We start from the raw sequence: 22,331 nt of genomic DNA, 5'->3' as shown, positions 1-22,331 counted from the left end.
GCGGCCGACGGCGGACCGGGCGGGCTCAGCCTAGCGCGGCTCCCCCACGGCCCAGCCGTAGCGGCGATGCAGCGCGTCCGCGACGCGCACGAAGCGCTCCAGGTCGAGCGCGGCGGCCTCGCGTCGCATGCCGGAGCGGTGCACGAGGTAGAACTGGTCGATGTCGACCCACGACGGCCGCCCCTGCGAGTCCCACGCCCCGGACCCGATCGGGAGGAAGTCCCGCTGTCCGTCGTGCGCCTTGCTCGTGAGCTTGACGGCGTACACGGTGTCGGCGTCGCGCCGCCCGATGACCAGCACGGGCCGGTCCTTGCCGCGGCCGTCGCGCTCCGCGTACGGCACCCAGGTCCAGACGATCTCGCCGGCGTCGGGGTCCGCGTCGTGGACGGGCTTGTAGGTGATACGCAGCGCCGAGCTGCGGGGCGGAGCGATCTCGCGTGTCGCGGTGGCGCCGTAGCGGCCGGGACCGGCCTCACCGGTGACCGTCGCGGTCGTCGTGCGCCTCGACGGCCGACGGGACGGAAGGAGGACGTTCAGGAGGGACGAGAGGATGCCGCGGGCCACGGCATCACGATAACGGGCGTCTGCAGCATCCTCCCCCCGGCTGCGGCGCGGGAACGCCGAAGGGGCGTCGCGGCGGGGGGAACCGCGACGCCCCTTCGGGGTCGGTACGGGACGGATCAGACGCGAGCGCCCTCGAGGACGTAGCCCTCCTCGCCATGCACGACCGTGTCGATCCCGGCGACCTCGTCCTCGTTCTTCACGCGGAAGCCGATCGTCTTCTCGATGCCCCAGCCGATGGCGTAGGCGAGCACGAACGAGTAGACCAGCACCGCGATGGCGGCGATCGCCTGCACCATGAGCTGCGTCAGGTCACCGCTGTAGATGAGGCCCGTGTTGTTCGCGAAGAAGCCGAGGTACAGCGTGCCCAGCAGGCCGCCGACGAGGTGGATGCCCACCACGTCGAGCGAGTCGTCGAAGCCCCACTTGTACTTGAGCTCGATCGCCAGCGCGCAGACGGCACCGGCCACCAGGCCGAGCACGATCGCCCAGATCGGGGTCAGCGCGGCACAGGCCGGGGTGATCGCGACGAGACCGGCGACGGCGCCCGAGGCGGCGCCGACCGAGGTCGGCTTGCCGTCCTTGATCTTCTCGACGAGCAGCCACGCCAGCAGGGCGGCGGCGGGGGCGGCGATCGTGTTGACGAAGGCCACGGCTGCGGTGCCGTCGGCGGCGAGCTCGGAGCCCGCGTTGAAGCCGAACCAGCCGAACCACAGGAGACCCGCGCCCAGCAGCACGAACGGCGGGTTGTGCGGGACGTGCACGCCCTTCTGGAAGCCGAGGCGCTTGCCGAGGACGAGCGCGAGGGCGAGGGCGGCCGCACCCGCGTTGATGTGCACCGCGGTGCCGCCGGCGAAGTCGATCGCGCCGACGCCGAACCACTCCTGCATGCCGTACGTGATCCAGCCGCCGTACGCGAAGCTGCCGTCCTCGGCCAGGCCGAAGTTGAACACCCAGCTCGCGACCGGGAAGTAGACGATCGTCGCCCAGATCGCGGCGAAGATCATCCACGAGCCGAACTTCGCGCGGTCGGCGATGGCGCCCGACACGAGTGCGACGGTGAGGATGGCGAAGGTCGCCTGGAACGCGACGAAGGCCAGCGGCGGGTAGGCGGCGCCCTCCGGAACCTCCAGCAGGCTCGTCAGGCCGATCGCCGACCAGTCGATCGACCACGGCGGCACGAGGCCCTCAGAGCCGGGGAACGCGATCGCGTAGCCGTAGATGACCCACAGCACGCCGATGAGGCCGAGGGCGCCGAAGCTGAGCATCATCATGCTGATGACGCTCTTGGCCTTCACCAGGCCGCCGTAGAAGAATGCGAGACCGGGCGTCATCAACAGGACGAGCGCAGCCGCTATGAGCATGAATGCGGTGTTGCCTTGATCCATCTCGGTGGAGAACCTCTCTGCGGGGGACGCAGGATAGCGTCGGGTCCCCTCAGTGTCGCGAGGCGCCGTTTCCGCAGCGGACCATCCCGTGTTTCCCGTCGGTTACACGGCGGCCCTCAGCGTAAACATCGTGTTTCGGCGCGCCGAAGACGACCCGTGAATCAGGCCGGAGCCTGCCGGGTCGCGCGCGGCGGACTCAGGCCAGAGTGGATGCCACGAGACGCGAGATCGCGCGCAGATACTTCTTGCGGTACCCCCCGGCGAGCATCTCGTCGGGGAAGACGAGATCCAGCGAGGTGCCCGTCGCGCGGATCGGGAGCTGCGCGTCGTATACGCGGTCGATGAACGCGACGAAGCGCAGCGCCGCCGACTGGTCGGTGAAGGGCTGCACCTCGCGCAGGCCGACCATGGCGACGCCGTCGATGAGGCGGATGTAGCGGGAGGGATGCACCTGGGCGAGATGTGCCACCAGCCCGTCGAAGCCGTCGTCCGAGACGAGACTCGTGGTGGCGGCATCCGCGACGGCCGCCTCGTACGCGGGGGCCGACAGCACCGCCGCGTGACCGTCGACCGCGCGGTGGCGGTAGTCGGTGCCGTCGATGCGCACGGTCTGGAAGCTCGACGCCATGGCGTGGATCTCGCGCAGGAAGTCCTGCGCGGCGAACCTGCCCTCGCCTAGGGCGTTCGGCGGGGTGTTCGAGGTCGCCGCGAGGCGCGTCCCCGACGCGACGAGCTCACCGAGCAGTCGCGTCATGACCATCGTGTCGCCCGGGTCGTCGAGCTCGAACTCGTCGATGCAGAGCAGGTCCGAGCCGCGGAACAGCTCCACCGTGTTCTGGTAGCCGAGCGCTCCGACCAGGGCGGTGTACTCGATGAACGATCCGAAGTACTTCCGGCGCGCGGGCATCGCGTGGTACACCGACGCCAGGAGGTGGGTCTTGCCGACGCCGAAGCCGCCGTCGAGGTAGACGCCCGGCTTGATCTCGGGGCGCTTGGCCCGCCGGAACAGGCCGCCCTTGGCCGGGGCTCCCCCGCCGGTGAACGCGATCAGCAGGTCCTTCGCCTCCTGCTGCGACGCATACGCCGGATCGGCTCGATACGTGTCGAACGTGGCGCCGGCGAACTGGGGCGGCGGAACGAGCGCGGCCACCATCTCCGCTCCGGTGAGCTGCGGCGCACGCTCCGTGAGGTGGACGATGCCGGTGCGGGTGGCGGAGACGGTCATGCGGGTCCTCTGTCGCGGTCTCACGCGGCCTGTGACGGCGTCTTACGTCGCGGGGCCGCGCGGGCACGTGGGAATCTAGGGTCGGAATCGACGGTTCAACCCTAACCGTCAGCCCTGTGCTCATCGTCAGCACGCCGCCGGCACCCCGGCGCACAGAACCGCAGGAGAAGCCATGCCCGTCGAGATCGACACGTCGTCCGAGAAGTTCGCCGAGTACGCCCAGCCGGGCCGGCTCGTCACCGGCGACTGGCTGCAGGCGCGGCTGGGAGAGCCGGGGCTCGTCGTCGTCGAGTCCGACGAGGACGTCCTGCTGTACGAGACGGGGCACATCCCTGGGGCGGTGAAGGTGGACTGGCACACCGAGCTCAACGATCCCGTCGTGCGCGACTACGTCGACGGCGAGGGCTTCGCCGCGCTGCTGAGCGCAAAGGGCATCTCGCGCGAGGACACCGTCGTGATCTACGGCGACAAGAACAACTGGTGGGCGGCGTACGCGCTGTGGGTGTTCTCGCTGTTCGGCCACGAGGACGTGCGCCTGCTCGACGGCGGCCGCGACAAGTGGATCGCCGAGGGACGCCCGATCACGACGGATGCCTCGAACCCGGCGCCGACGCAGTACCCCGTCGTCGAGCGCGACGACTCCCTGCTGCGCGCGTACAAGGACGACGTGCTCGCGCACCTGGGCGCCGGGCCCCTCATCGATGTCCGCTCCCCCGAGGAGTACGACGGATCCCGCACTTCTGCCCCGGCCTACCCCGAGGAGGGCGCGCTGCGCGGCGGGCACATCCCGACGGCCCAGAGCGTGCCGTGGGCGCGGGCGGTCGCCGAGGACGGCGGGTTCAAGCCCCGCGCCGAGCTCGACGCCATCTACCGCGGCGAAGCCGGCCTCGAGGACGGCGACGCGATCGTCGCCTACTGCCGCATCGGCGAGCGGTCCAGCCACACCTGGTTCGTGCTGACGCACCTCCTCGGCTTCCAGGACGTCCGCAACTACGACGGCTCGTGGACGGAGTGGGGCAGCGCGGTGCGCGTGCCGATCGTGACGGGTGGCGAGCCGGGCGCCGTCCCGGGACGCTGACGCGCCGGCATCCTCCCCGCCCGGCTGCGCGTGGGAGACTGGTCGCGATGAGTGACGCCCTTCCCGAACCCCTCGCCGAGATCCGCGACGAGTTCCTCGAGCTGCCCGAATCCGACCGGCTGCAGCTGCTGCTGGAGTTCTCGTACGAGCTGCCGGCGGTGCCCGCCGAGTACGAAGGGCACCCCGAGCTCGCCGAGCGTGTCGTGGAGTGCCAGTCGCCGGTGTACATCATCGTGGACGTCGACGCCACGGGCACCGTCACGATGCACGCGACCGCTCCCGCCGAGGCGCCGACGACGCGCGGCTTCGCCAGCATCCTGGCGCAGGGGATCACCGGTCTCAGCAGCGCCGAGGTGCTCGCCATCCCCGGCGACTTCCCGCAGACCCTCGGGCTCACGAAGGTCGTGTCGCCGCTGCGGATCTCGGGGATGACCGGGATGCTCCTGCGCGCACAGCGCCAGGTGCGGGCGAAGTCCGCCGCGTGAGCGAGGCGGCGCCTACCCGGCCGTGAGGCCCTGGCGCTCCAGCCACGAACGGATGCTGTCGGACCAGCGCTCCTGGTCGTAGTTCCACAGCTTGGTGTGCCGCGCGACCTCGAACACCTGCAGCTCCACGAGATCGGGGCGCGCCAGGGCGAGACCGTGCGAGGCGTCGGACGGCACGAAACCGTCGTCATCGCTGTGGAGGATGAGGATGGGATGCCGCAGCTCGGCGGCCCTCGCCACGACATCGAGCCGGTCGAGATCGATGGCCCCGCCGGTGCGCGCGAGCGGTGCGGCCCACTCCGATTGCAGTGCGCTGATCGCGAACCGGCTCACGGCACCGGGGACCCGCTCGGCGCGCGCGTGGAAATGCAGGACGACCCGCCAGTCGACGACGGGAGACTCGAGGATGAGGCCCGCGATCACGTCGCCGTGGGCGGAGTTGAGCGACAGCTGCAGGGCGATCGCACCGCCCATCGACCACCCCATCACGATGATCCGCCGGGCGCCGCGGCGACGCGCGAAGCCGACGGCGGCATCCACGTCGCGCCATTCGGTGTCCCCGAGCGCGTACGTGCCCGTGCGGCTGCGCGGCGCTTCGCCGTCGTTGCGGTACGAGACCACCAGGGAGGTGATGCCCAGGCCGTGGAACACCGGCACGGCGCGCAGGCACTCCGCCCGCGTGGTGCCGCGGCCGTGCACCTGGATGACCCACGTCTCGCCGTCGCCCGCCGGGAAGAGCCAGGCGGGGCATGGGCCGACGGTCGAGCCGATGAGCTCCGGGGTGAACGGCAGATGCAGCTGCTCCGGGCGATCGAAGTACCAGCCGCTGAACGCGGCGTCCGGCTCCAGCCGCGCGTCCGAGCCGACGTGGGTGAGCAGCTTGCGCTTGACGCTCGCGGCGTCCTCCGACAGCACCGAGCCGAGCTTGACGTAGTCCGAGGTCCCGGTCGTGAACAGGCCGTAGCGGCCGGGCAGCTCGGTGTCGGCCGTCCGAGAGAGGGTGATCGTCTGCGCGGCGGTGTCGAGCGCAAGGATGCGGGTGTCGGGCAGCCGCCGGGCAGGCGTGACGACCTTCCGCGCCATCACCACGGAACCGGCCGCCAGTGCGCCGACGGCAGCGGCGAGGCCGAAGCTCAGCACCGTGAGCGCGGCTTTGACGCCGGCGACGTAGGCACGAGAACGCGGTCCGGGTGCGGGGCGAGAGGCCCTCAGCCGGCTGCGGGTGGGTGTTGCGCCGTCTCTCGCGGCGCGCCTGGAGACGACCATCGAGGCATCACTCTAGTCTGTCCGCGTGGCTGAGCAGCGTCCCCCCGCGGCACCCGACTCGTTCGAGCAGGCGGCCGACGCGGTGCGCGCGATCGTGTTCCGCGACGATCTGACGGTGCGCGAGATCGCGGCGCCGCAGGGACTGGCCCCCGACTCCATCGCGATCGCCGGCGACGTGCGCCCGGATGCCGACGAGGGCGATTCCCCGTACGGCACCGGTCGCCTGGTGCTGCTGCACGATCCGGATGAGCCGACGCCGTGGAACGGGGCGTGGCGGATCGTCTGCTTCGCCCAGGCGCCGCTCGAGCCCGAGATCGGCATCGACCCGCTGCTCGCCGACGTCGCCTGGACCTGGCTCACCGACGCCCTGGAGTCCCGGAAGGCCGCCTTCCACTCGGCGTCCGGAACGGCCACCAAGACGCTGTCCAAAGGCTTCGGCTCCCTGACCGCAGAAGGCGACGGCGCCCAGATCGAGCTGCGGGCGTCGTGGTCGCCGGAGGGCGCGATCGCTCCACACGTGGAAGCATGGGCGGAGTTGGTTTGCATGCTGGCGGGTCTTCCGCCCGGCTCGGAAGGGATCGCGATGCTCGATTCGCGCAGGTCGCCTCGTGGCTGACTACGACGTCATCGATGAGGCAGGCGGCGCAGCCGAGGCCGCGCGCCGTCTCGCCGACGGCACGGGGCCGGTGGCGGTGGACGTCGAGCGCGCCTCCGGATTCCGCTACTCGCAGCGGGCGTACCTCGTGCAGGTGTACCGCCGCGGAGCGGGGGTGTTCCTCTTCGACCCGCCCCCGATCGGCGACTTCCGGCCGCTCGAGGACGCCATCGGCGGCGAAGAGTGGGTGCTGCACGCGGCCAGCCAGGATCTGCCCTCGCTGCGCGAGCTCGGTCTGGAGCCGCCGCGGATCTTCGACACCGAACTGGCGGCCCGCCTGCTGGGTCACGATCGCGTGGGGCTCGGAGCGGTCGTCGAGGACACGCTGGGCATCACGCTCGCGAAGGCGCACTCCGCGTCCGACTGGTCGACGCGCCCGCTGCCCCAGTCGTGGCTGGAGTATGCGGCGCTCGATGTCGAGCACCTGATCGACGTGCGCGACAAGCTGGCGGTGGAACTGGACGAGCAGGGCAAGACGGACTTCGCCGCGCAGGAGTTCCAGGCGGTGCTCGAACGCGAGCCCAAGCCGCGGCGCGAGGAGCCGTGGCGGCGCTTGAGCGGACTGCACACGGTGCGAGGGCGCAAGGCGCTCGCCGTGGCGCGAGAGCTCTGGACGGCGCGGGAGGAGTACGCCCGTGAAGAAGACGTCGCGCCGGGACGACTCGTGCCCGACCGCGCCCTCGTCGCGGCGGTGCTCGCCGACCCCGCGTCCAAGAGCGCCCTGGCCGCCGTGAAGGACTTCACGGGTCGTGCGAGCCGCACGCAGCTGGACCGGTGGTGGGCGGCGATCGAGGCCGGCCGCGCCGTCACGCAGCTCCCGCTGGAGCGCGCCAGCGGCGGTGACACCCTGCCGCCGCCCCGCGCGTGGATCGACCGCAACCCCGAGGCGGATGCGCGGCTGAAGGCGGCGCGCCCGCTCGTCGAGCATCGCGCCGAAGAGCTCCACATGCCCACCGAGAACCTTCTGACCCCTGAGCTGCTGCGCCGCGTCGCCTGGGCGCCGCCGCAGCCGCTGTCGGCGGCATCCATCGGCGACGCCCTCGCGGAGCTCGGTGCGCGCCGCTGGCAGATTGAGCAGACCGCACAGGTGATCGCCGATGCCTTTGTGGGTTCCGTGCAAGAGGCCTCGAGGGCGTCCGAAGCGGCTTCGTAGGTTTCCGCCACCCGATTCCAGTCGCTCTGCGCCCCCTCCTAGGCTGGCGTCATCCCTATTTTTGGAGGCAGAGTGGCCGAGATCTCGGACGTCTTCTTCGTCGATGGAATGCGCACCCCCTTCGGGCGCGCCGGCGAGAAGGGCATGTACTGGAACACCCGAGCGGACGACCTCGCCGTCAAGGCGACGATCGGGCTCATGGAACGCAACCCGAACGTTCCGAAGGACCGCATCGACGACGTCGCGATCGCCGCGACCTCGCAGACCGGCGACCAGGGGCTCACGCTCGGGCGCAGCGTCGCGATCCTCGCCGGGCTCCCCCAGACGGTTCCGGGCTTCGCGATCGACCGCATGTGCGCCGGCGCGATGACGAGCGTCACCACGATGGCGGGCTCGATCGGCGTCGGCATGTACGACGTCGCCCTCGCCGGCGGCGTGGAGCACATGGGGCATCACCCCATCGGCGGCAACGCAGACCCGAACCCCCGCTTCGTCGCAGAGCGGATGGTCGACCCGGGCGCGCTGAACATGGGCGTCACGGCGGAGCGCATCTTCGACCGCTTCCCGCACCTGACCAAGGAGCGCTCGGACCGCTTCGGCATGCTGAGCCAGCACAAGGCGCAGGCGGCGTACGACGCCGGCAAGATCCAGCCCGACCTCGTGTCGGTCGCGATCAAGGACGCCGAGGGCTCGTGGGGCCTGGCCACCGAGGACGAAGGCCGTCGCCCGCAGACCACGATGGAGGACCTGGCTGCGCTGAAGACCCCGTTCCGGCCGCACGGCCGCGTCACGGCGGGCACGTCGTCGCCCCTCACCGACGGTGCGACGATGTCGCTGCTCGCCGGCGGCGGTGCGGTGAAGGAGCTCGGCCTGCGGCCGAAGATGAAGCTCGTCTCGTTCGCCTTCGCCGGCGTCCAGCCCGAGATCATGGGCATCGGGCCGATCCCCTCGACCGAGAAGGCCCTGAAGAAGGCCGGCCTGAAGATCGACGACATCGGCCTGTTCGAGCTCAACGAGGCCTTCGCCATCCAGGTGATCTCGCTGCTCGACCACTTCGGCATCGCCGACGACGACCCCCGCGTCAACCAGTGGGGCGGCGCGATCGCCCTCGGCCACCCGCTGGCCGCCTCGGGCGTCCGCCTGATGATCCAGCTCGCGGCGCAGTTCGCCGAGCGTCCCGACGTCCGCTACGGCCTCACCGCGATGTGCGTGGGCCTCGGCCAGGGCGGCTCGGTCATCTGGGAGAACCCGTTCTACGACGGCAAGAAGCGCAAGTAAGGGCCTGCACGAATGACGAACTACGACGACATCGACTTCTCGCCGATCCTCGCCCTCACCGAGGGCGAGGTGATCACGCACTCCCGCGTGCGCGACATCCGTCTCGCCTCGGGCAAGGTGCTCGCACTCATCACCCTCGACAACGGCCGCGACCACACGCGCCCGAACACGCTCGGACCGGCGACGATGTTCCAGCTCGGCGAGACGCTCGACGCGCTCAAGGCGCGCGTCGCGGCGGGTGAGATCCAGGCGGTCGGGATCACCGGCAAGCAGTACATCCTGGCTGCCGGCGCCGACCTGAGCGACATCACCAAGGTCGGCTCAAAGGACAACGCCCGGCTGGTCGCACAGCTCGGACACAAGGTGTTCGGCAAGCTCGGCGACCTCGGCGTGCCGACGTTCGCCTTCGTCAACGGGCTGGCGCTCGGTGGCGGGCTCGAGATCGCGCTCAACAGCGCCTACCGGACGGTGGATGCCTCGGCCGCCGCCATCGCGCTGCCCGAGGTGTTCCTGGGCATCATCCCCGGCTGGGGCGGCGCCTACCTGCTGCCGAACCTGATCGGCATCGAGAACGCGCTCGAGGTGGTCATCTCGAACCCGCTCAAGCAGAACCGGATGCTCAAGCCCCAGCAGGCGTTCGACTACGGGATCGTCGACGCGATCTTTCCCGCGGCGAACTACCTCGAGGACTCGCTGAACTGGGCGGACGGCGTGCTCACGGGCAAGGTCAAGGTGGAGCGCAAGAACGAGCCCGGCAAGATCGAGCGCCTCACCAAGTGGCCGATCGCCATCAAGATGGCGCGCGGCATGCTCGAGTCCAAGATCGGCACCGTGCCGAAGTCGCCGTATGCGGCGCTGGAGTTGCTCGACAAGGCCAAGGGCGGCACGAAGGCAGAGGGCTTCGCCCGCGAGGACGAGGCGCTGGCCGAACTCGTCACGGGCGACCAGTTCGCGGCGTCGATGTACGCCTTCGACCTGGTGCAGAAGCGTGCGAAGCGTCCGGTCGGAGCTCCCGACAAGGAGCTGGCCAAGAAGGTCACCAAGGTCGGAATCATCGGCGCCGGTCTGATGGCGAGCCAGTTCGCCCTGCTGTTCGTGCGCAAGCTGCAGGTGCCGGTGCTCATCACCGACCTCGACCAGGCGCGCGTCGACAAGGGCGTGGCGTACATCCACGACGAGATCGGCAAGCTCGAGGCGAAGGGCCGCCTCGACGGCGACAGCGCCAACAAGCTCCGTGCGCTCGTCACCGGGACGACGGACAAGAGCCTGTACGCGGACTGCGACTTCGTCATCGAGGCCGTGTTCGAAGAGGTCGGTGTCAAGCAGCAGGTGTTCGGAGAGATCGAGCAGATCATCGCCGAGGACGCGATCCTCGCGACCAACACGTCTTCGCTGTCCGTCGAGGAGATCGGCGCGAAGCTCGCCCACCCGGAGCGGCTGGTCGGCTTCCACTTCTTCAACCCGGTGGCGGTCATGCCGCTCATCGAGATCGTGAAGACGCCGCACACGTCGGACGCCGCGCTGTCGACGGCGTTCGTCGTCGCGAAGAACCTCGGCAAGAACGCGGTGCTCACCGCCGACGCCCCCGGGTTCGTCGTGAACCGTCTGCTGGCGAAGGTCATGGGCGAGGCCGCACGCGCCGTGTACGAGGGCACGCCGGTCGCCGACGTCGAGAAGGCGTTCGCCCCGCTCGGCCTGCCGATGGGCCCGTTCCAGCTGATCGACCTGGTCGGCTGGAAGGTGGCCGCCCACGTGCAGGACACCATGGTGCACGCCTTCCCGGAGCGCTTCTACGCGAACGAGAACTTCCACGCGCTCGCGGAGCTGCCCGAGGTGGTCGAGAAGGACAAGGGCGGTCGCGTGACCGGCTGGACCAAGGCCGCCGAGAAGCTCCTGAAGCCGGCTGTCGGCTCGTCGCCCGCGTCGGCGGCGACGATCCTCGGTCGCGTGCAGGACGGACTGGCGCAGGAGATCAAGCTGATGCTCGACGATGGCGTCGTGCCCGAGGTCGAAGACATCGACCTGTGCCTCATCCTCGGCGCCGGTTGGCCGTTCATCGACGGTGGCGCCTCGCCGTACCTCGACCGCGAGGGCGCGTCCGAGCGCGCGTTCGGCGACACGTTCCACCACCCGCCCATCCGGGGCATCGAGAGCTGACCCCTCCGACGACACGGTGGCCCCGGGCGCTCGCCCGGGGCCACCGCCGTTTCAGGCCCCGTGTTCCCGGGGCCGCGGCTGTCAGGGCGCGACGGGCTGCGCGGCGCGGACTCGGAGGTCCCGAGCGAGGCCGTCACGCTGCTCGATCACGAGGCGACGGAGAGCGGCCGGGGCATCGTCGTTCTCGGCGAGCCACCCGTCCACATCGTCGAGCGAGCCCGACGACGGGAACAGTCCGACCACCAGCCGCCGCGCGATCTCGATGCTGCGCGATGCCCAGGCCGGGCGGATGCGGGCGAAGTAGTCGTCGTCGAGGTCCGCGACCAGATCCCGCCGGTCACCGGCGCGCGCACCGGCGATCGTCGCGGCCAGGTGATCGTTGGTGAGGCTCTCGTCCTCCCAGGCTGCGCGCCACGCCGACACGCGCACCGCGGCGTCGGGGCGGGCGGCCAGCGCCGTCCGGTGGGCGACGTGGCCCTGCGCAGACGGATCGGCCGCGAGTTCGGCGTCGGCGTCCTCCGTCGACGCATGCCCGGTGGCCGCCAGCGCGATGAGCCACGCCCAGCGCAGCTCGGGGTCAAGTGCGAGGCCGTCCGGAGCCGGCGCGGTGCGCGCGAGGATCGCGTGCATCTCGTCCGCCTTGCCCGCGGAACGTCCGGCGGCCGCACCGAGGGCACGCGCCCAGGCGAGCTGCGCGTCAGAACCCGGCTGCGCTGCCCACAGCGCGTTCCAGCACGTCTCGACCCACGCGCCGGCAAGGGCATCACGCGCATCGGCCGCTGCGTAGTGCCCGATCGCGGCGTGGGTATGAGCGAGCGCGTCGGCGAGCAGCGCGACGTTGGGCTCGTGCGTCGCATGCCGCGACACGACCGCCACGAACCGCGTGACCGGCAGGTCGCCGTCACGGGTGGCGTTCCACAGCGCCGCCCAGATCACCGCCCGGGCCACCGGATCGTCGATGGATGACAGGTGGTCCGAGGCCACATCGGTCGAGCGCGCGTCCAGGCGCACTTTCGCGTAGGTGCTGTCGTCGACGTTCGGCAGCACGAGGTCGATGCCGTCCGCGCTCACCCGCCCGAGCGGCGTGCGTGCGTCGACGACCTCGACCTCGACGTCTCCTTGCCGCACGAGACGATCGCCCGTGACCGAGAACAGTCCGCATGTGAGCCGATGCGGGCGCGGGTCGGTCTGCGTCAGCACCAGCCCGTTCACGTCGTCCCGCTCCACCGCAATCTCTGACAGCCCGCTGGTCTGCAGCCAGGCACGGCTCCACGCCGTCAGGTCACGCCCCGACTCGGCTTCCAGCGCGGACAGCAGGTCGGGCAGCGTCGTGTTGCCGAACGCGTGGTCGGCGAAGTACCGCTGCGCTCCGCGGAAGAACGCGTCCTCGCCCACGAAAGCGACGAGCTGCTTGAGCACCGAGGCCCCCTTGGCGTACGTGATGCCGTCGAAGTTGAGCTTGGCAGCCTCGAGGTCAGGGATGTCGGCGACGATGGGATGCGTCGTCGGCAGCTGGTCCTGGACGTACGCCCACCCCTTGCGCCGGCTCGCGAACGTCACCCACGCGTCCGGGTATCCGCCCGCGGCGACGGCGGTGTGGGCGCCCATGAAGTCGGCGAAGGACTCCTTCAGCCACAGATCGTCCCACCAGCGCATCGTCACGAGATCGCCGAACCACATGTGCGCCATCTCGTGCAGGATCGTGTTGGCCCGGCCCTCGTGCTGAGCCGCGGTCGAGGCGCCGCGGAACACGTAGCCTTCGGTGAACGTCACCAGCCCCGGGTTCTCCATGGCGCCGAGGTTGTACTCGGGCACGAAGATCTGGTCGTACTTGCCCCACGGATACGGGTAGGCGAACGCCTCCTCGAAGAACTGCAGCCCGCGCCGGGTGATGTCCAGGATCTCGTCGGCGTCGAGGTGCACGGCGAGCGATGCCCGGCACAGCACGCCCAGCGGAACCACCCGGTCGCCGCCCTCCCACACGCCGTCCACGCGGTGATACGGACCCGCCGCGACAGCGGTGATGTAGCTGGAGACCGGCAGGGTCTCGGCGAACGCGACGCGCACGCCGTCCGGCAGGGCCTCGCGCCCGGTCTCCATGCCGCCGGACAGGACCTGCCACGCGTCCGGGGCATCCACCGTGAAGCGCCACCGCGCCTTCATGTCGGGCTGCTCGAAGACGGGGTACACCCGCCGGGAGTCCGCGGGCTCGTACTGCGTGTAGAGGTAGACCTCGCCGTCGACCGGGTCGCGGAACCGGTGCAGGCCCTCACCCGAGGTGCTATAGCGCCCGTGGGCGCGGACGCTCACGACGTTGTGCTCCGCGAGGCCCTCGATGCGGATGCGGGAGCCGTCCCAGTCGACCTCGCGCGGGGCGCCGTTGACGGTGACGCCGTCCACGGAGGCGCCGATGAAGTCGATCCACGTCGCATCGGCCGTGGCGTCGAAGGTCAGCGTGGCGGTCGTCGGAAACGTCTGCGTCGTGAGATCGCGTGCGTTGCGCAGGTCGAGCTCGACCTCGACCGCCTCCAGGCGGATCACGTTCGAGCGGGCCGCGGTCTCGTCGCGGGTGAGGTTCGCAGAGGTCATGCCACCATGCTTTCATGCGGTGTCCGTGCTAGCTTCTGAACATGTTCAGTGAGGATGCCGCGGTCTCGACTCCCCCGCTCACGAAGAGCGAACGCACCCGGGCGAAGCTGCGCGACATCGCCCTGCTCTCGTTCCACGAGCGCGGGTACGACGCCACGACCATCCGCCTCATCGCCGAAGAGGCCGGCGTCTCGGTGGGCACCACGCACTACCACTTCGCCACGAAGAACCACCTCGTGCAGGAGCTGTATCTGGACGTCCAGCAGAAGCACCGGGATGCCGCCCTGCCGGAGCTGGCGGCATCCACGGATCTCGTGGACCGGCTGGCGATCGTCTACCGCACCGGCCTCGACCAGCTCACGCCGTTCCATGCCCATGCCCCGGAGTTCCTGTCGGCCGCGGTGTCGCCCCGCTCGCCGATCAACCCGTTGTCGGACGAGTCCGCCGAGGCGCTCGGGATCACGCAGGAGCTCTTCCGCGAGGCTGTGGACGGCGCTGCCGGCTCACCGCTCCCGGACGACTTCCGGGCGGCGCTCCCCCGGGCGCTCGTGCTCGGCCACCTGCTGCTCGCGCTGTTCTGGGTCTACGACCGTTCGCCCGGCCAGGAGCGCACGCGTGCGCTCCTGGATCGCGGTCTGCGACTGCTGCGCCTCGCGCTCCCGCTGACCCGCATGCCCCTGCTCCGCCGGCCGCTGCAGGAGCTGCTGGACCTCGTCGCGTCCGTGGGTGCGTGACGCGCGGCGGACGGCTCTAGCCGCGATCGTCGCGTGAGAACGTGGGGATGACGGGGATCTCGGTGGTCTGCGCGCCGCGGGCGACCGGGATGCGCGTCCCGAGAACCTGGGCGACGACGTCGTGGGCGATCTTGGACGCGGTGAGCCCGGCGTCTTCGAGGATCTGCTCGCGGCTCGCGTGATCGATGAACTCGTCGGGGACACCGAGCTCGTCCACCGCCGTGTCGACGCCCGCCTCGCGCAGCACCTGCCGCACGCGCGTGCCGATCCCGCCCACCCGGATGCCGTCCTCGATCGTGATGACGAGGCGATGGGATGCCGCCAGCTCGACGATCGACGGCTGCACCGGGACGACCCACCGGGGATCGACCACGGTCGCGCCGATGCCCTGCGCGCGCAGACGGTCGGCGACCTCGACCGCCACGTGCGCCATCGGTCCGATGCCGACGAGGAGCACGTCGGGCGTGTCGGAGCGGACGAGCACGTCCACGCCGTCGGCGAGGCGCTCGAGCGTCGGGATCTCGGCGCTCACGCCGCCCTTCGGGAAGCGGATGACCGTCGGGGCGTCGTCGACGGCGACGGCCTCGCGCAGCTCCTCGCGCAGACGCGCCTCGTCGCGCGGCACGGCGATGCGGATGTGCGGCACGATCTGCAGCATCGCGAGATCCCAGATGCCGTGGTGACTGGGGCCGTCGGGGCCGGTCACGCCGGCGCGATCGAGGACGAACGTCACCCCGGCCTTGTGGAGCGCGACGTCCATCAGCACCTGGTCGAAGGCGCGGTTCATGAACGTCGCGTAGATCGCGACGACCGGGTGCAGTCCACCGAAGGCCAGGCCCGCAGCCGACGCGACCGCGTGCTGCTCGGCGATGCCCACGTCATAGACGCGGTCGGGGAACCGCTGCGCGAAAGGCAGCAGGCCGGTCGGCCGCAGCATCGCGGCGGTCATCGCGATGACGTCGGAGCGCTCCTCTCCGACGGTCACCAGCTCGTCGGCGAACACGTCGGTCCACGCCTTGCCGCCCGATCCGCCCAGCGACTCGCCGGTGACCGGATCGATCTTGCCGACGGCGTGGAACTGGTCGGCTTCGTCCTCGAGTGCCGGGGCATAGCCGCGGCCCTTCTCGGTGATCGCATGCACGATGACCGGCGCGCCGTACGACTTGGCGAGCTCGAGAGTCTCCAGGAGCGTGGCCAGGTCATGCCCGTCGACCGGACCCAGGTACTTGATGTCGAGGTTCGAGTAGAGCGCGGCATTGTTGGTGAACCTCGACAGGAACCCGTGCGTGCCGCCCCGGATGCCGCGGTACATCGCGCGCCCGGCCGGCCCGAACCGCCGGAACAGGGTGTCGGATCCGCGGTGGAGCGTCCGGTACGAGTCGGCCGTGCGGACCCGGTTGAGGTATCGCGCCATGCCGCCGATCGTGGGCGCGTACGATCGCCCGTTGTCGTTGACCACGATGACGAGGTTGCGGTCGTTGTCGTCGGAGATGTTGTTGAGCGCCTCCCACGTCATGCCGCCGGTGAGCGCGCCGTCGCCGACGACGGCCACGACGTGGCGGTCCTTGCGCCCGGTGCGGGTGAGGGCGCGTGAGACGCCGTCGGCCCAGCTCAGCGAGCTCGACGCGTGCGAGGACTCGACGACATCGTGCGGGCTCTCTGAACGCTGCGGGTATCCGGCGAGGCCGCCGCGCGTGCGCAGGCCGGTGAAGTCCTGGCGCCCCGTCAGGAGCTTGTGCACGTACGACTGGTGTCCGGTGTCGAACACGATGGGGTCGTGCGGCGAGTCGAACACCCGGTGCAGCGCGATCGTCAGCTCGACGACTCCCAGATTGGGGCCGAGGTGACCGCCTGTGCGGGAGACGTTCTCGACGAGGAACCCGCGGACCTCGTCCGCCAGCTGCTCCAGCTGATCGATGCTCAGGGCATCGAGATCACGGGGCCCGGTGATGGACGACAGCAACGACATCCCCCGCTCCTTTCCCGGCCCGGACGGGCCTTGTCAGTCTACCCGCGGCATGACGAAGGACCGGGTGCCGCGGCACCCGGTCCCCCGTGAATCCGCTGTCAGACGAGCGAACGCAGCACGTACTGCAGGATGCCGCCGTTGCGGTAGTAGTCGGCCTCACCGGGCGTGTCGATGCGGACCACCGCGTCGAACTCGACGGTCTGCTTGCCCTCGGGCGAGAACTCGCTCGGCGCCGCGGTGACGTGCACGGTCTTCGGCGTGACGCCCTCGTTCAGCTGCTCGAGGCCGCTGATCGAGACGATCTCGGTGCCGTCCAGGCCCAGCGACTTCCAGCTCTCGCCGGCGGGGAACTGCAGCGGCACGACGCCCATGCCGATGAGGTTCGAGCGGTGGATGCGCTCGAAGCTCTCGGTGATGACCGCCTTGACGCCCAGCAGGCTGGTGCCCTTGGCCGCCCAGTCGCGCGACGAGCCGGAGCCGTACTCCTTGCCGCCGAAGACGACGAGCGGGGTGCCCTGCGCCTGGTAGTTCATGCTCGCGTCGTAGATGTACGACTGCGGGCCGCCCTCCTGGGTGAAGTCGCGCGTGAAGCCGCCCTCGACGATCTGACCGTCGTTGACGGCCGCGACCAGTTCGTTCTTCAGGCGGATGTTCGCGAACGTGCCGCGGATCATGACCTCGTGGTTGCCGCGGCGCGAGCCGTAGGAGTTGAAGTCCTTCTGCGCGACGCCGTGCTCGGTGAGGTACTGCGCGGCCGGGGTGCCGGCCTTGATGTTCCCCGCGGGCGAGATGTGGTCGGTGGTGACCGAGTCGCCGAGCGTCGCCATCACGCGGGCCCCGGAGATGTCGGCGACGGGCGTCAGCTCCATCGACATGCCCTCGAAGTACGGCGCCTTGCGCACGTAGGTCGAGTCGGCGTCCCACTCGAAGATGGGGCCCTCGGGCGTCGGCAGGTTCTGCCAGCGCTCGTCGCCGTCGAAGACCGTCGCGTACTGCTTGATGAACTGCTCGCGCGAGATCGACGTGTCGATGATCTGCTGCACCTCTTCAGGCGACGGCCAGATGTCCTTGAGGAAGACGTCGTTGCCGTCGGTGTCCTTGCCGAGCGCGTCGGTCTCGAAGTCGAAGTTCATCGAACCCGCCAGCGCGTACGCGACCACGAGGGGCGGCGATGCGAGATAGTTCATCTTCACGTCGGGGCTGATGCGGCCCTCGAAGTTGCGGTTGCCCGAGAGGACCGCCGTGACGGCGAGATCGTTCTCGTTGATGGCCGCCGAGACCTCTTCGATGAGCGGACCCGAGTTGCCGATGCAGATCGTGCAGCCGTAGCCGACCGTGAAGAAGTCGAGGCCCTCGAGCGCCTTGTCGAGTCCCGACTTCTCGTAGTAGTCGGTCACGACCTTCGAGCCCGGGCCGAGCGTCGTCTTGACCCACGGCTTGCGCTTGAGGCCCTTGTCGACCGCCTTCTTGGCGAGCAGGCCCGCCGCGATCATGACGGAGGGGTTCGACGTGTTCGTGCACGACGTGATGGCCGCCAGGGTCACCGCCCCGTTGTCGAGGATGTAGGCCTCGCCGTCGGGCGTGGTGACCTTGATCGGCTTGGACGCCGATGCGGGCGCACCGCTGTTGATGTGCACGGGGCGCGTCGACGGCTCCTCCTCGCCGGGGACCTGACCCGGGTCGGAGGCCGGGAAGGAGTGCTTCGACTCGAGGTCGACGATGTCGTCGCTCGTCGAGGGCGACGCGTAGTTCACGATGTCCTTCTCGAACTGCGCCTTGGCCTCGGACAGCAGGATGCGGTCCTGCGGACGCTTCGGGCCGGCGATCGAGGGGACGACCGTCGAGAGGTCGAGCTCCATGTACTCGCTGAAGTTCGGCTCGTTGCCGGCGTCGTGCCACAGCGCCTGCTCCTTGGCGTACGCCTCGACGAGCGCCACGGCGTCCTCGTCGCGGCCGGTCAGGCGCAGGTAGTCGAGCGTCACGTCGTCGATCGGGAAGATCGCGGCGGTCGAGCCGAACTCGGGGCTCATGTTGCCGATCGTGGCGCGGTTGGCCAGCGGCACCGAGGCGACGCCCTCGCCGTAGAACTCCACGAACTTGCCGACGACGCCGTGCTTGCGGAGCATGTCGGTGATCGTGAGCACGACGTCGGTGGCGGTGACGCCGGCGGGGATCTCGCCGGTCAGCTTGAAGCCGACCACGCGCGGGATGAGCATCGACACGGGCTGGCCGAGCATCGCGGCCTCGGCCTCGATGCCCCCCACGCCCCAGCCGAGCACGCCCAGGCCGTTGACCATGGTGGTGTGCGAGTCGGTGCCGACGCAGGTGTCGGGGTAGGCGCGGAGGACGCCGCCCACCTCGCGGTCGTAGATGACCTTGGCCAGGTGCTCGATGTTCACCTGGTGGACGATGCCGGTGCCCGGGGGGACGACCTTGAAGTCGTTGAACGCGGTCTGGCCCCAGCGCAGGAACTGGTACCGCTCGCCGTTGCGCTCGTACTCGATCTCGACGTTGCGCTCGAGGGCGTCCTCGCGGCCGAACAGGTCGGCGATGACGGAGTGGTCGATGACCATCTCTGCGGGCGAGAGCGGGTTGATCCGGCTGGGGTCGCCGCCGAGGGCGGTGACCGCCTCGCGCATCGTCGCGAGGTCGACGATGCAGGGCACACCCGTGAAGTCCTGCATCACGACGCGTGCGGGCGTGAACTGGATCTCGGTGTCGGGCTCGGCGTCGGGGTTCCACGAACCGAGCGCCTGGATCTGCTCCTTCGTGACGTTCGCACCGTCCTCGGTGCGCAGAAGGTTCTCCAGCAGCACCTTGAGGCTGAACGGGAGCTTGTCGTAGCCCTCGACCGTCGCGATGCGGAAGATCTCGTAGTCGGTACTGCCGACCGTCAGGGTGCCCTTGGCACCGAAGCTGTCAACCGTGGACACGTCTGTCTCCTTCGTCGGCGGCGGGAGCTGGCCGGAACCCCGGCATCCCCATCTTCCCTCGCGGCGAGGCCCTCGGCTAGTGAGGCCGCCCTAATCCCGGCGAGGGAAATTTATCTTGATGTCGAGATAAATGTATCACTCGTCGGCGGGGGCCGCTTCCGCCTCGCGGCGGGGGTACAGCGCCCGGACCGCCAGCCAGGTGACCGCGACGAGCGGCGCGAACAGGGGCAGCCCCATCACCAGCTTGAGCGTTCCGAGGGCGGTCACGTTGCCGGAGAAGTAGAGCGGCAGCTGCACGATGAGGCGCGCCGCGAACAGGCCCGCCCACGCGATCGACAGCCAGAAGAACACGCGGCGCTTGCGCTTGTCGGCGCGCCACGCGGTGCCCTCCCCCATCAGGAACCCCACGGCGAGGCCGATGAGCGGCCACCCGATCAGCGCCGAGACCAGGAACGCGGTGCCGTAGATGGTGTTGGTGAGGAATCCGGGGATGAAGCTGTCCTCGCCGCGGCCCGTCCACAGCGAGAGTGCGGCGGCGGCGGCCGCGGCGATCAGTCCGCCGATCGCCGCGCTCGCGGACTGGCGCTGGATGAGACGGACGACGGTGAACACGGCGGCGAGCCCGACCGACAGGCCGAGGCTGAGCAGCAGGTTGCCCGAGCGCACATCCGGATCCGGGTCGTACGTCGCCGTCCAGACCACCAGGAAGACGACGCCGGGAAGGACCGATTCGAGGATGCCGCGCCATCCGCCCATCGCGGCCCAGACGACGTGACCCGTGCTCTTGCCTGCCGCCGGATCGAGCCCGGCGCGCCGCGCGGCGCCCCCGAGAGCCGCCCCGAGGATCTCGGATGCCGACGCCGGCGCATCGGGCGGCGTCGCGGACGGACGGTCGGCCGACGGGTCGGGCGATCCGTCCTCGGGGTGCGGGGTGTCGCTCACGCGGTGCCCGGCGTGGCCGGCATCTTCAGCGGGATGAGGTCGCGCGGCGGCATCGGCGATCCGCCCCGGACGACGACGATCGAGCGGAACAGGTCCTCGACCGCGGCGGCGGCCTCGACGTCGGCGGTCGCGGCGCCGCCGATCACACCGCGCAGGAACCAGCGCGGACCGTCGACGCCGACGAAGCGCGCGAGGCGCTTGCCCGCGGTGGCCTCGGGGCCGGCGACGACCGGGACCTCGGCGAGCAGCTCGGGCCCGAGCGGACCCTCGCGCTCCTCGACACGGCCGCCCTGCTGGCGGATCTGCTGACGGATCTGCTCGCGGGTCTCCTCCCACAGGCCGGCCGTTCGCGGCGCCGCGAACGGCTGCACCTGCAGGGTCGAGCCGGCGTAGTCGAGGCCGACGGCAACGATGCGCTTCGTCTGCTCCTCGACCTCGAGCCGCAGGTTCAAGCCCTCACGGGGCAGGATCTTGATGCCGCCGAGGTCGATGTAGGGGCGGACCGGGTTGGCCTCCGACTCGTCGAAGGGTCCGGACGTCGCGCGGTCCTCGGGCGCGATCTTGCGGGGGCTGTCGGCGGGCGTGGGGTCGGTCATGCGAGGACTCCGTCCTTCTGGTAGCCGGTCGAGCCGAAGCCGCCGTCGCCGCGGACGCTGTCGGGCAGCTCCTCCACGGGGACGAAGCGGGCCCGGGGTACCGGCATCACGATGATCTGTGCGATGCGGTCGCCGACCGCGATGTCGTGCGCGTGCTCGCGATCGGTGTTGAGCAGGATGACCTTGATCTCGCCGCGGTAGCCGGCGTCGATGGTGCCCGGGCTGTTCACGACCGTGATGCCGTGCTTGGCCGCGAGGCCGCTGCGCGGCACGACGAAGGCGACGTGGCCGTCGGGCAGCGCGATGCGCACGCCGGTCCCGACGAGCGCGCGGGCTCCAGGCTCCAGGCGCACCGCTTCGGCGGCGACGAGGTCGGCTCCGGCATCCCCAGGGTGCGCGTACACCGGGACGTCGGAGGCGATAATGGGGACGTCCACCGTTTCAGTCACCCAACGAGGGTAATGCAGAACACAGCGCGCAATGCCGGGCCCGACGCGGCCGCAGCCGGACGAGCCCCCGCGGAGCGATATCGAGAGCGGCTGGGGCCTTCGCTGTGGGTCCTCGTGGCCGCGGCGCTGGCCGGCCCGATGGCGGCCCTGGTCTTCACGCCGATCGACACGACGGTCGCGCTCGTGATCGGCGCAGCAGTCAGCGTGCTGGTGATCGCGCTGCTGATCCTCGCGGCGCCCGTGGTGCGCGTCGAGGGCGGCGAGCTGCGGGCGGGGCGGGCGCACATCCCGGTCGACCTCCTCGGTGAGCCGACGGTGCACACCGGCGATGACGCACGTCATCAGCGCGGCGCCGGACTCGACCCCCGCGCGTGGCATCTCATCCGCGGCGGGATCGATGGCGTGCTCGTCGTGCCGGTCGTAGATGCAGACGATCCGACGACCGCGTGGGTGATCTCCTCGCGGACGCCGGATCGGCTTGCTGCCGCAGTGCGGCGTCATCAGGTCAAGCAGCGCACTCCGCGCAGATAGGACCGTCTGCGCTTTCGTGGTCGAGCTGCGAGCGGTGCTTCACGAGGAAACAGTTCGCACAGGTGAACTCATCCTCCTGAGCGGGGAGAACGACGACGTCGAGCTCGAGGTCCGAGAGATCGGCTCCGGGCAGCTCGAAGCCCGACGGGTTGTCGGCGTCCTCCACGTCGACCGAGCCGGAGAGCTTGTCGGGAACTCGCTCCTTGAGCGCTTCGATCGACTCGCTGTCGTCCTCGGTCTTGCGGGGGGCGTCGTAATCGGTGGCCATGCGTGAAGATCTCAACTTCCGGGGTATCGCGGTTGCGCTCGCCCTTGCGGGCGGCGATAGTTTGCACGACGGCT

At 70.3% G+C, this 22,331-nt stretch carries 19 protein-coding genes; 8 read left to right on the top strand and 11 right to left on the bottom strand.

Annotation, left to right across the window (positions count from 1 at the left end):
• Nucleotides 1–30 precede the first annotated feature (30 nt).
• The 3 genes from FB391_RS11585 to zapE all read right to left on the bottom strand — a co-directional run bounded on the left by FB391_RS11585 (nucleotide 31) and on the right by zapE (nucleotide 3,174).
• Nucleotides 31–564 (bottom strand): type II toxin-antitoxin system PemK/MazF family toxin, encoded by a 534-nt coding sequence (locus tag FB391_RS11585; protein ID WP_141894513.1) that lies wholly within the window; start codon nucleotides 562–564, stop codon nucleotides 31–33.
• Nucleotides 565–680: 116 nt separating this feature from the next.
• Nucleotides 681–1,949 carry an ammonium transporter gene (locus tag FB391_RS11580; RefSeq protein ID WP_141894512.1) on the bottom strand — a complete coding sequence of 423 codons (1,269 nt, stop codon included), beginning with the start codon at nucleotides 1,947–1,949 and terminating at the stop codon, nucleotides 681–683.
• Between the two features lie 196 nt (nucleotides 1,950–2,145).
• Entirely contained in the window at nucleotides 2,146–3,174 is a 1,029-nt protein-coding gene (gene zapE / locus FB391_RS11575) for a cell division protein ZapE (RefSeq protein ID WP_141894511.1), read from the bottom strand.
• 172 nt (nucleotides 3,175–3,346) lie between these two features.
• Between zapE and FB391_RS11570 the strand changes: the two genes are divergently transcribed.
• Together FB391_RS11570 and FB391_RS11565 are read left to right on the top strand one after the other, a co-directional pair.
• Nucleotides 3,347–4,252, top strand: coding sequence for a sulfurtransferase (locus FB391_RS11570; RefSeq protein WP_141894510.1), 906 nt, complete (start codon nucleotides 3,347–3,349; stop codon nucleotides 4,250–4,252).
• Between the two features lie 47 nt (nucleotides 4,253–4,299).
• A complete protein-coding gene (locus FB391_RS11565; protein ID WP_141894509.1) occupies nucleotides 4,300–4,737 on the top strand; it encodes a SufE family protein in 438 nt (145 codons plus the stop codon).
• Between the two features lie 12 nt (nucleotides 4,738–4,749).
• Here FB391_RS11565 and FB391_RS11560 read toward each other — a convergent pair whose 3' ends face one another.
• Nucleotides 4,750–6,003, bottom strand: a complete 1,254-nt coding sequence (locus tag FB391_RS11560; RefSeq protein WP_141894508.1) for an alpha/beta hydrolase family protein — start codon at nucleotides 6,001–6,003, stop codon at nucleotides 4,750–4,752.
• Between the two features lie 25 nt (nucleotides 6,004–6,028).
• On the opposite strand from FB391_RS11560, the gene FB391_RS11555 reads away from it, so the two are divergent.
• The 4 genes from FB391_RS11555 to FB391_RS11540 all read left to right on the top strand — a co-directional run bounded on the left by FB391_RS11555 (nucleotide 6,029) and on the right by FB391_RS11540 (nucleotide 11,246).
• Nucleotides 6,029–6,619, top strand: coding sequence for a DUF3000 domain-containing protein (locus FB391_RS11555; RefSeq protein ID WP_141894507.1), 591 nt, complete (start codon nucleotides 6,029–6,031; stop codon nucleotides 6,617–6,619).
• A complete protein-coding gene (locus tag FB391_RS11550; protein ID WP_141894506.1) occupies nucleotides 6,612–7,811 on the top strand; it encodes a ribonuclease D in 1,200 nt (399 codons plus the stop codon). The genes FB391_RS11555 and FB391_RS11550 overlap by 8 nt, the downstream gene beginning before the upstream one ends.
• Before the next feature lie 72 nt (nucleotides 7,812–7,883).
• Nucleotides 7,884–9,089 (top strand): thiolase family protein, encoded by a 1,206-nt coding sequence (locus tag FB391_RS11545; RefSeq protein ID WP_141894505.1) that lies wholly within the window; start codon nucleotides 7,884–7,886, stop codon nucleotides 9,087–9,089.
• A gap of 12 nt (nucleotides 9,090–9,101) precedes the next feature.
• Nucleotides 9,102–11,246 (top strand): 3-hydroxyacyl-CoA dehydrogenase NAD-binding domain-containing protein, encoded by a 2,145-nt coding sequence (locus FB391_RS11540; RefSeq protein WP_141894504.1) that lies wholly within the window; start codon nucleotides 9,102–9,104, stop codon nucleotides 11,244–11,246.
• A gap of 81 nt (nucleotides 11,247–11,327) precedes the next feature.
• Here FB391_RS11540 and pepN read toward each other — a convergent pair whose 3' ends face one another.
• Nucleotides 11,328–13,835: an aminopeptidase N gene (gene pepN / locus FB391_RS11535; RefSeq protein ID WP_141894503.1), complete on the bottom strand. Its 2,508-nt coding sequence runs from the start codon at nucleotides 13,833–13,835 to the stop codon at nucleotides 11,328–11,330.
• A gap of 41 nt (nucleotides 13,836–13,876) precedes the next feature.
• Here pepN and FB391_RS11530 point away from each other — a divergent pair, with 41 nt between their 5' ends.
• Complete coding sequence (locus tag FB391_RS11530; RefSeq protein WP_141894502.1) at nucleotides 13,877–14,569, top strand: TetR/AcrR family transcriptional regulator; 693 nt, start codon at nucleotides 13,877–13,879, stop codon at nucleotides 14,567–14,569.
• Between the two features lie 16 nt (nucleotides 14,570–14,585).
• On the opposite strand, the gene dxs is transcribed toward FB391_RS11530, so the two are convergent.
• The 5 genes from dxs to dut all read right to left on the bottom strand — a co-directional run bounded on the left by dxs (nucleotide 14,586) and on the right by dut (nucleotide 21,458).
• Complete coding sequence (gene dxs, locus FB391_RS11525; RefSeq protein WP_141894501.1) at nucleotides 14,586–16,538, bottom strand: 1-deoxy-D-xylulose-5-phosphate synthase; 1,953 nt, start codon at nucleotides 16,536–16,538, stop codon at nucleotides 14,586–14,588.
• Nucleotides 16,539–16,636: 98 nt separating this feature from the next.
• A complete protein-coding gene (acnA, locus tag FB391_RS11520) occupies nucleotides 16,637–19,471 on the bottom strand; it encodes an aconitate hydratase AcnA (protein WP_141894500.1) in 2,835 nt (944 codons plus the stop codon).
• 135 nt (nucleotides 19,472–19,606) lie between these two features.
• Nucleotides 19,607–20,413, bottom strand: coding sequence for a DUF3159 domain-containing protein (locus tag FB391_RS11515; protein WP_141894499.1), 807 nt, complete (start codon nucleotides 20,411–20,413; stop codon nucleotides 19,607–19,609).
• Nucleotides 20,410–21,009 (bottom strand): DUF3710 domain-containing protein, encoded by a 600-nt coding sequence (locus FB391_RS11510; RefSeq protein WP_141894498.1) that lies wholly within the window; start codon nucleotides 21,007–21,009, stop codon nucleotides 20,410–20,412. Before FB391_RS11510 ends, FB391_RS11515 begins: the two co-directional genes overlap by 4 nt.
• A complete protein-coding gene (gene dut / locus FB391_RS11505; RefSeq protein WP_185843036.1) occupies nucleotides 21,006–21,458 on the bottom strand; it encodes a dUTP diphosphatase in 453 nt (150 codons plus the stop codon). Before dut ends, FB391_RS11510 begins: the two co-directional genes overlap by 4 nt.
• Before the next feature lie 12 nt (nucleotides 21,459–21,470).
• On the opposite strand from dut, the gene FB391_RS11500 reads away from it, so the two are divergent.
• Nucleotides 21,471–21,989, top strand: a complete 519-nt coding sequence (locus FB391_RS11500; protein WP_141894497.1) for a DUF3093 domain-containing protein — start codon at nucleotides 21,471–21,473, stop codon at nucleotides 21,987–21,989.
• Here FB391_RS11500 and FB391_RS11495 read toward each other — a convergent pair.
• Nucleotides 21,964–22,257, bottom strand: a complete 294-nt coding sequence (locus tag FB391_RS11495) for a DUF4193 domain-containing protein (RefSeq protein WP_141894496.1) — start codon at nucleotides 22,255–22,257, stop codon at nucleotides 21,964–21,966. The genes FB391_RS11500 and FB391_RS11495 overlap by 26 nt on opposite strands.
• Nucleotides 22,258–22,331 lie beyond the last annotated feature (74 nt).

It is taken from the genome of Microbacterium kyungheense, assembly GCF_006783905.1.
In the GTDB taxonomy this organism is placed as follows: Bacteria; Actinomycetota; Actinomycetes; order Actinomycetales; family Microbacteriaceae; genus Microbacterium; species Microbacterium kyungheense.
This window is presented reverse-complemented; position numbering and strand designations above follow the sequence as displayed.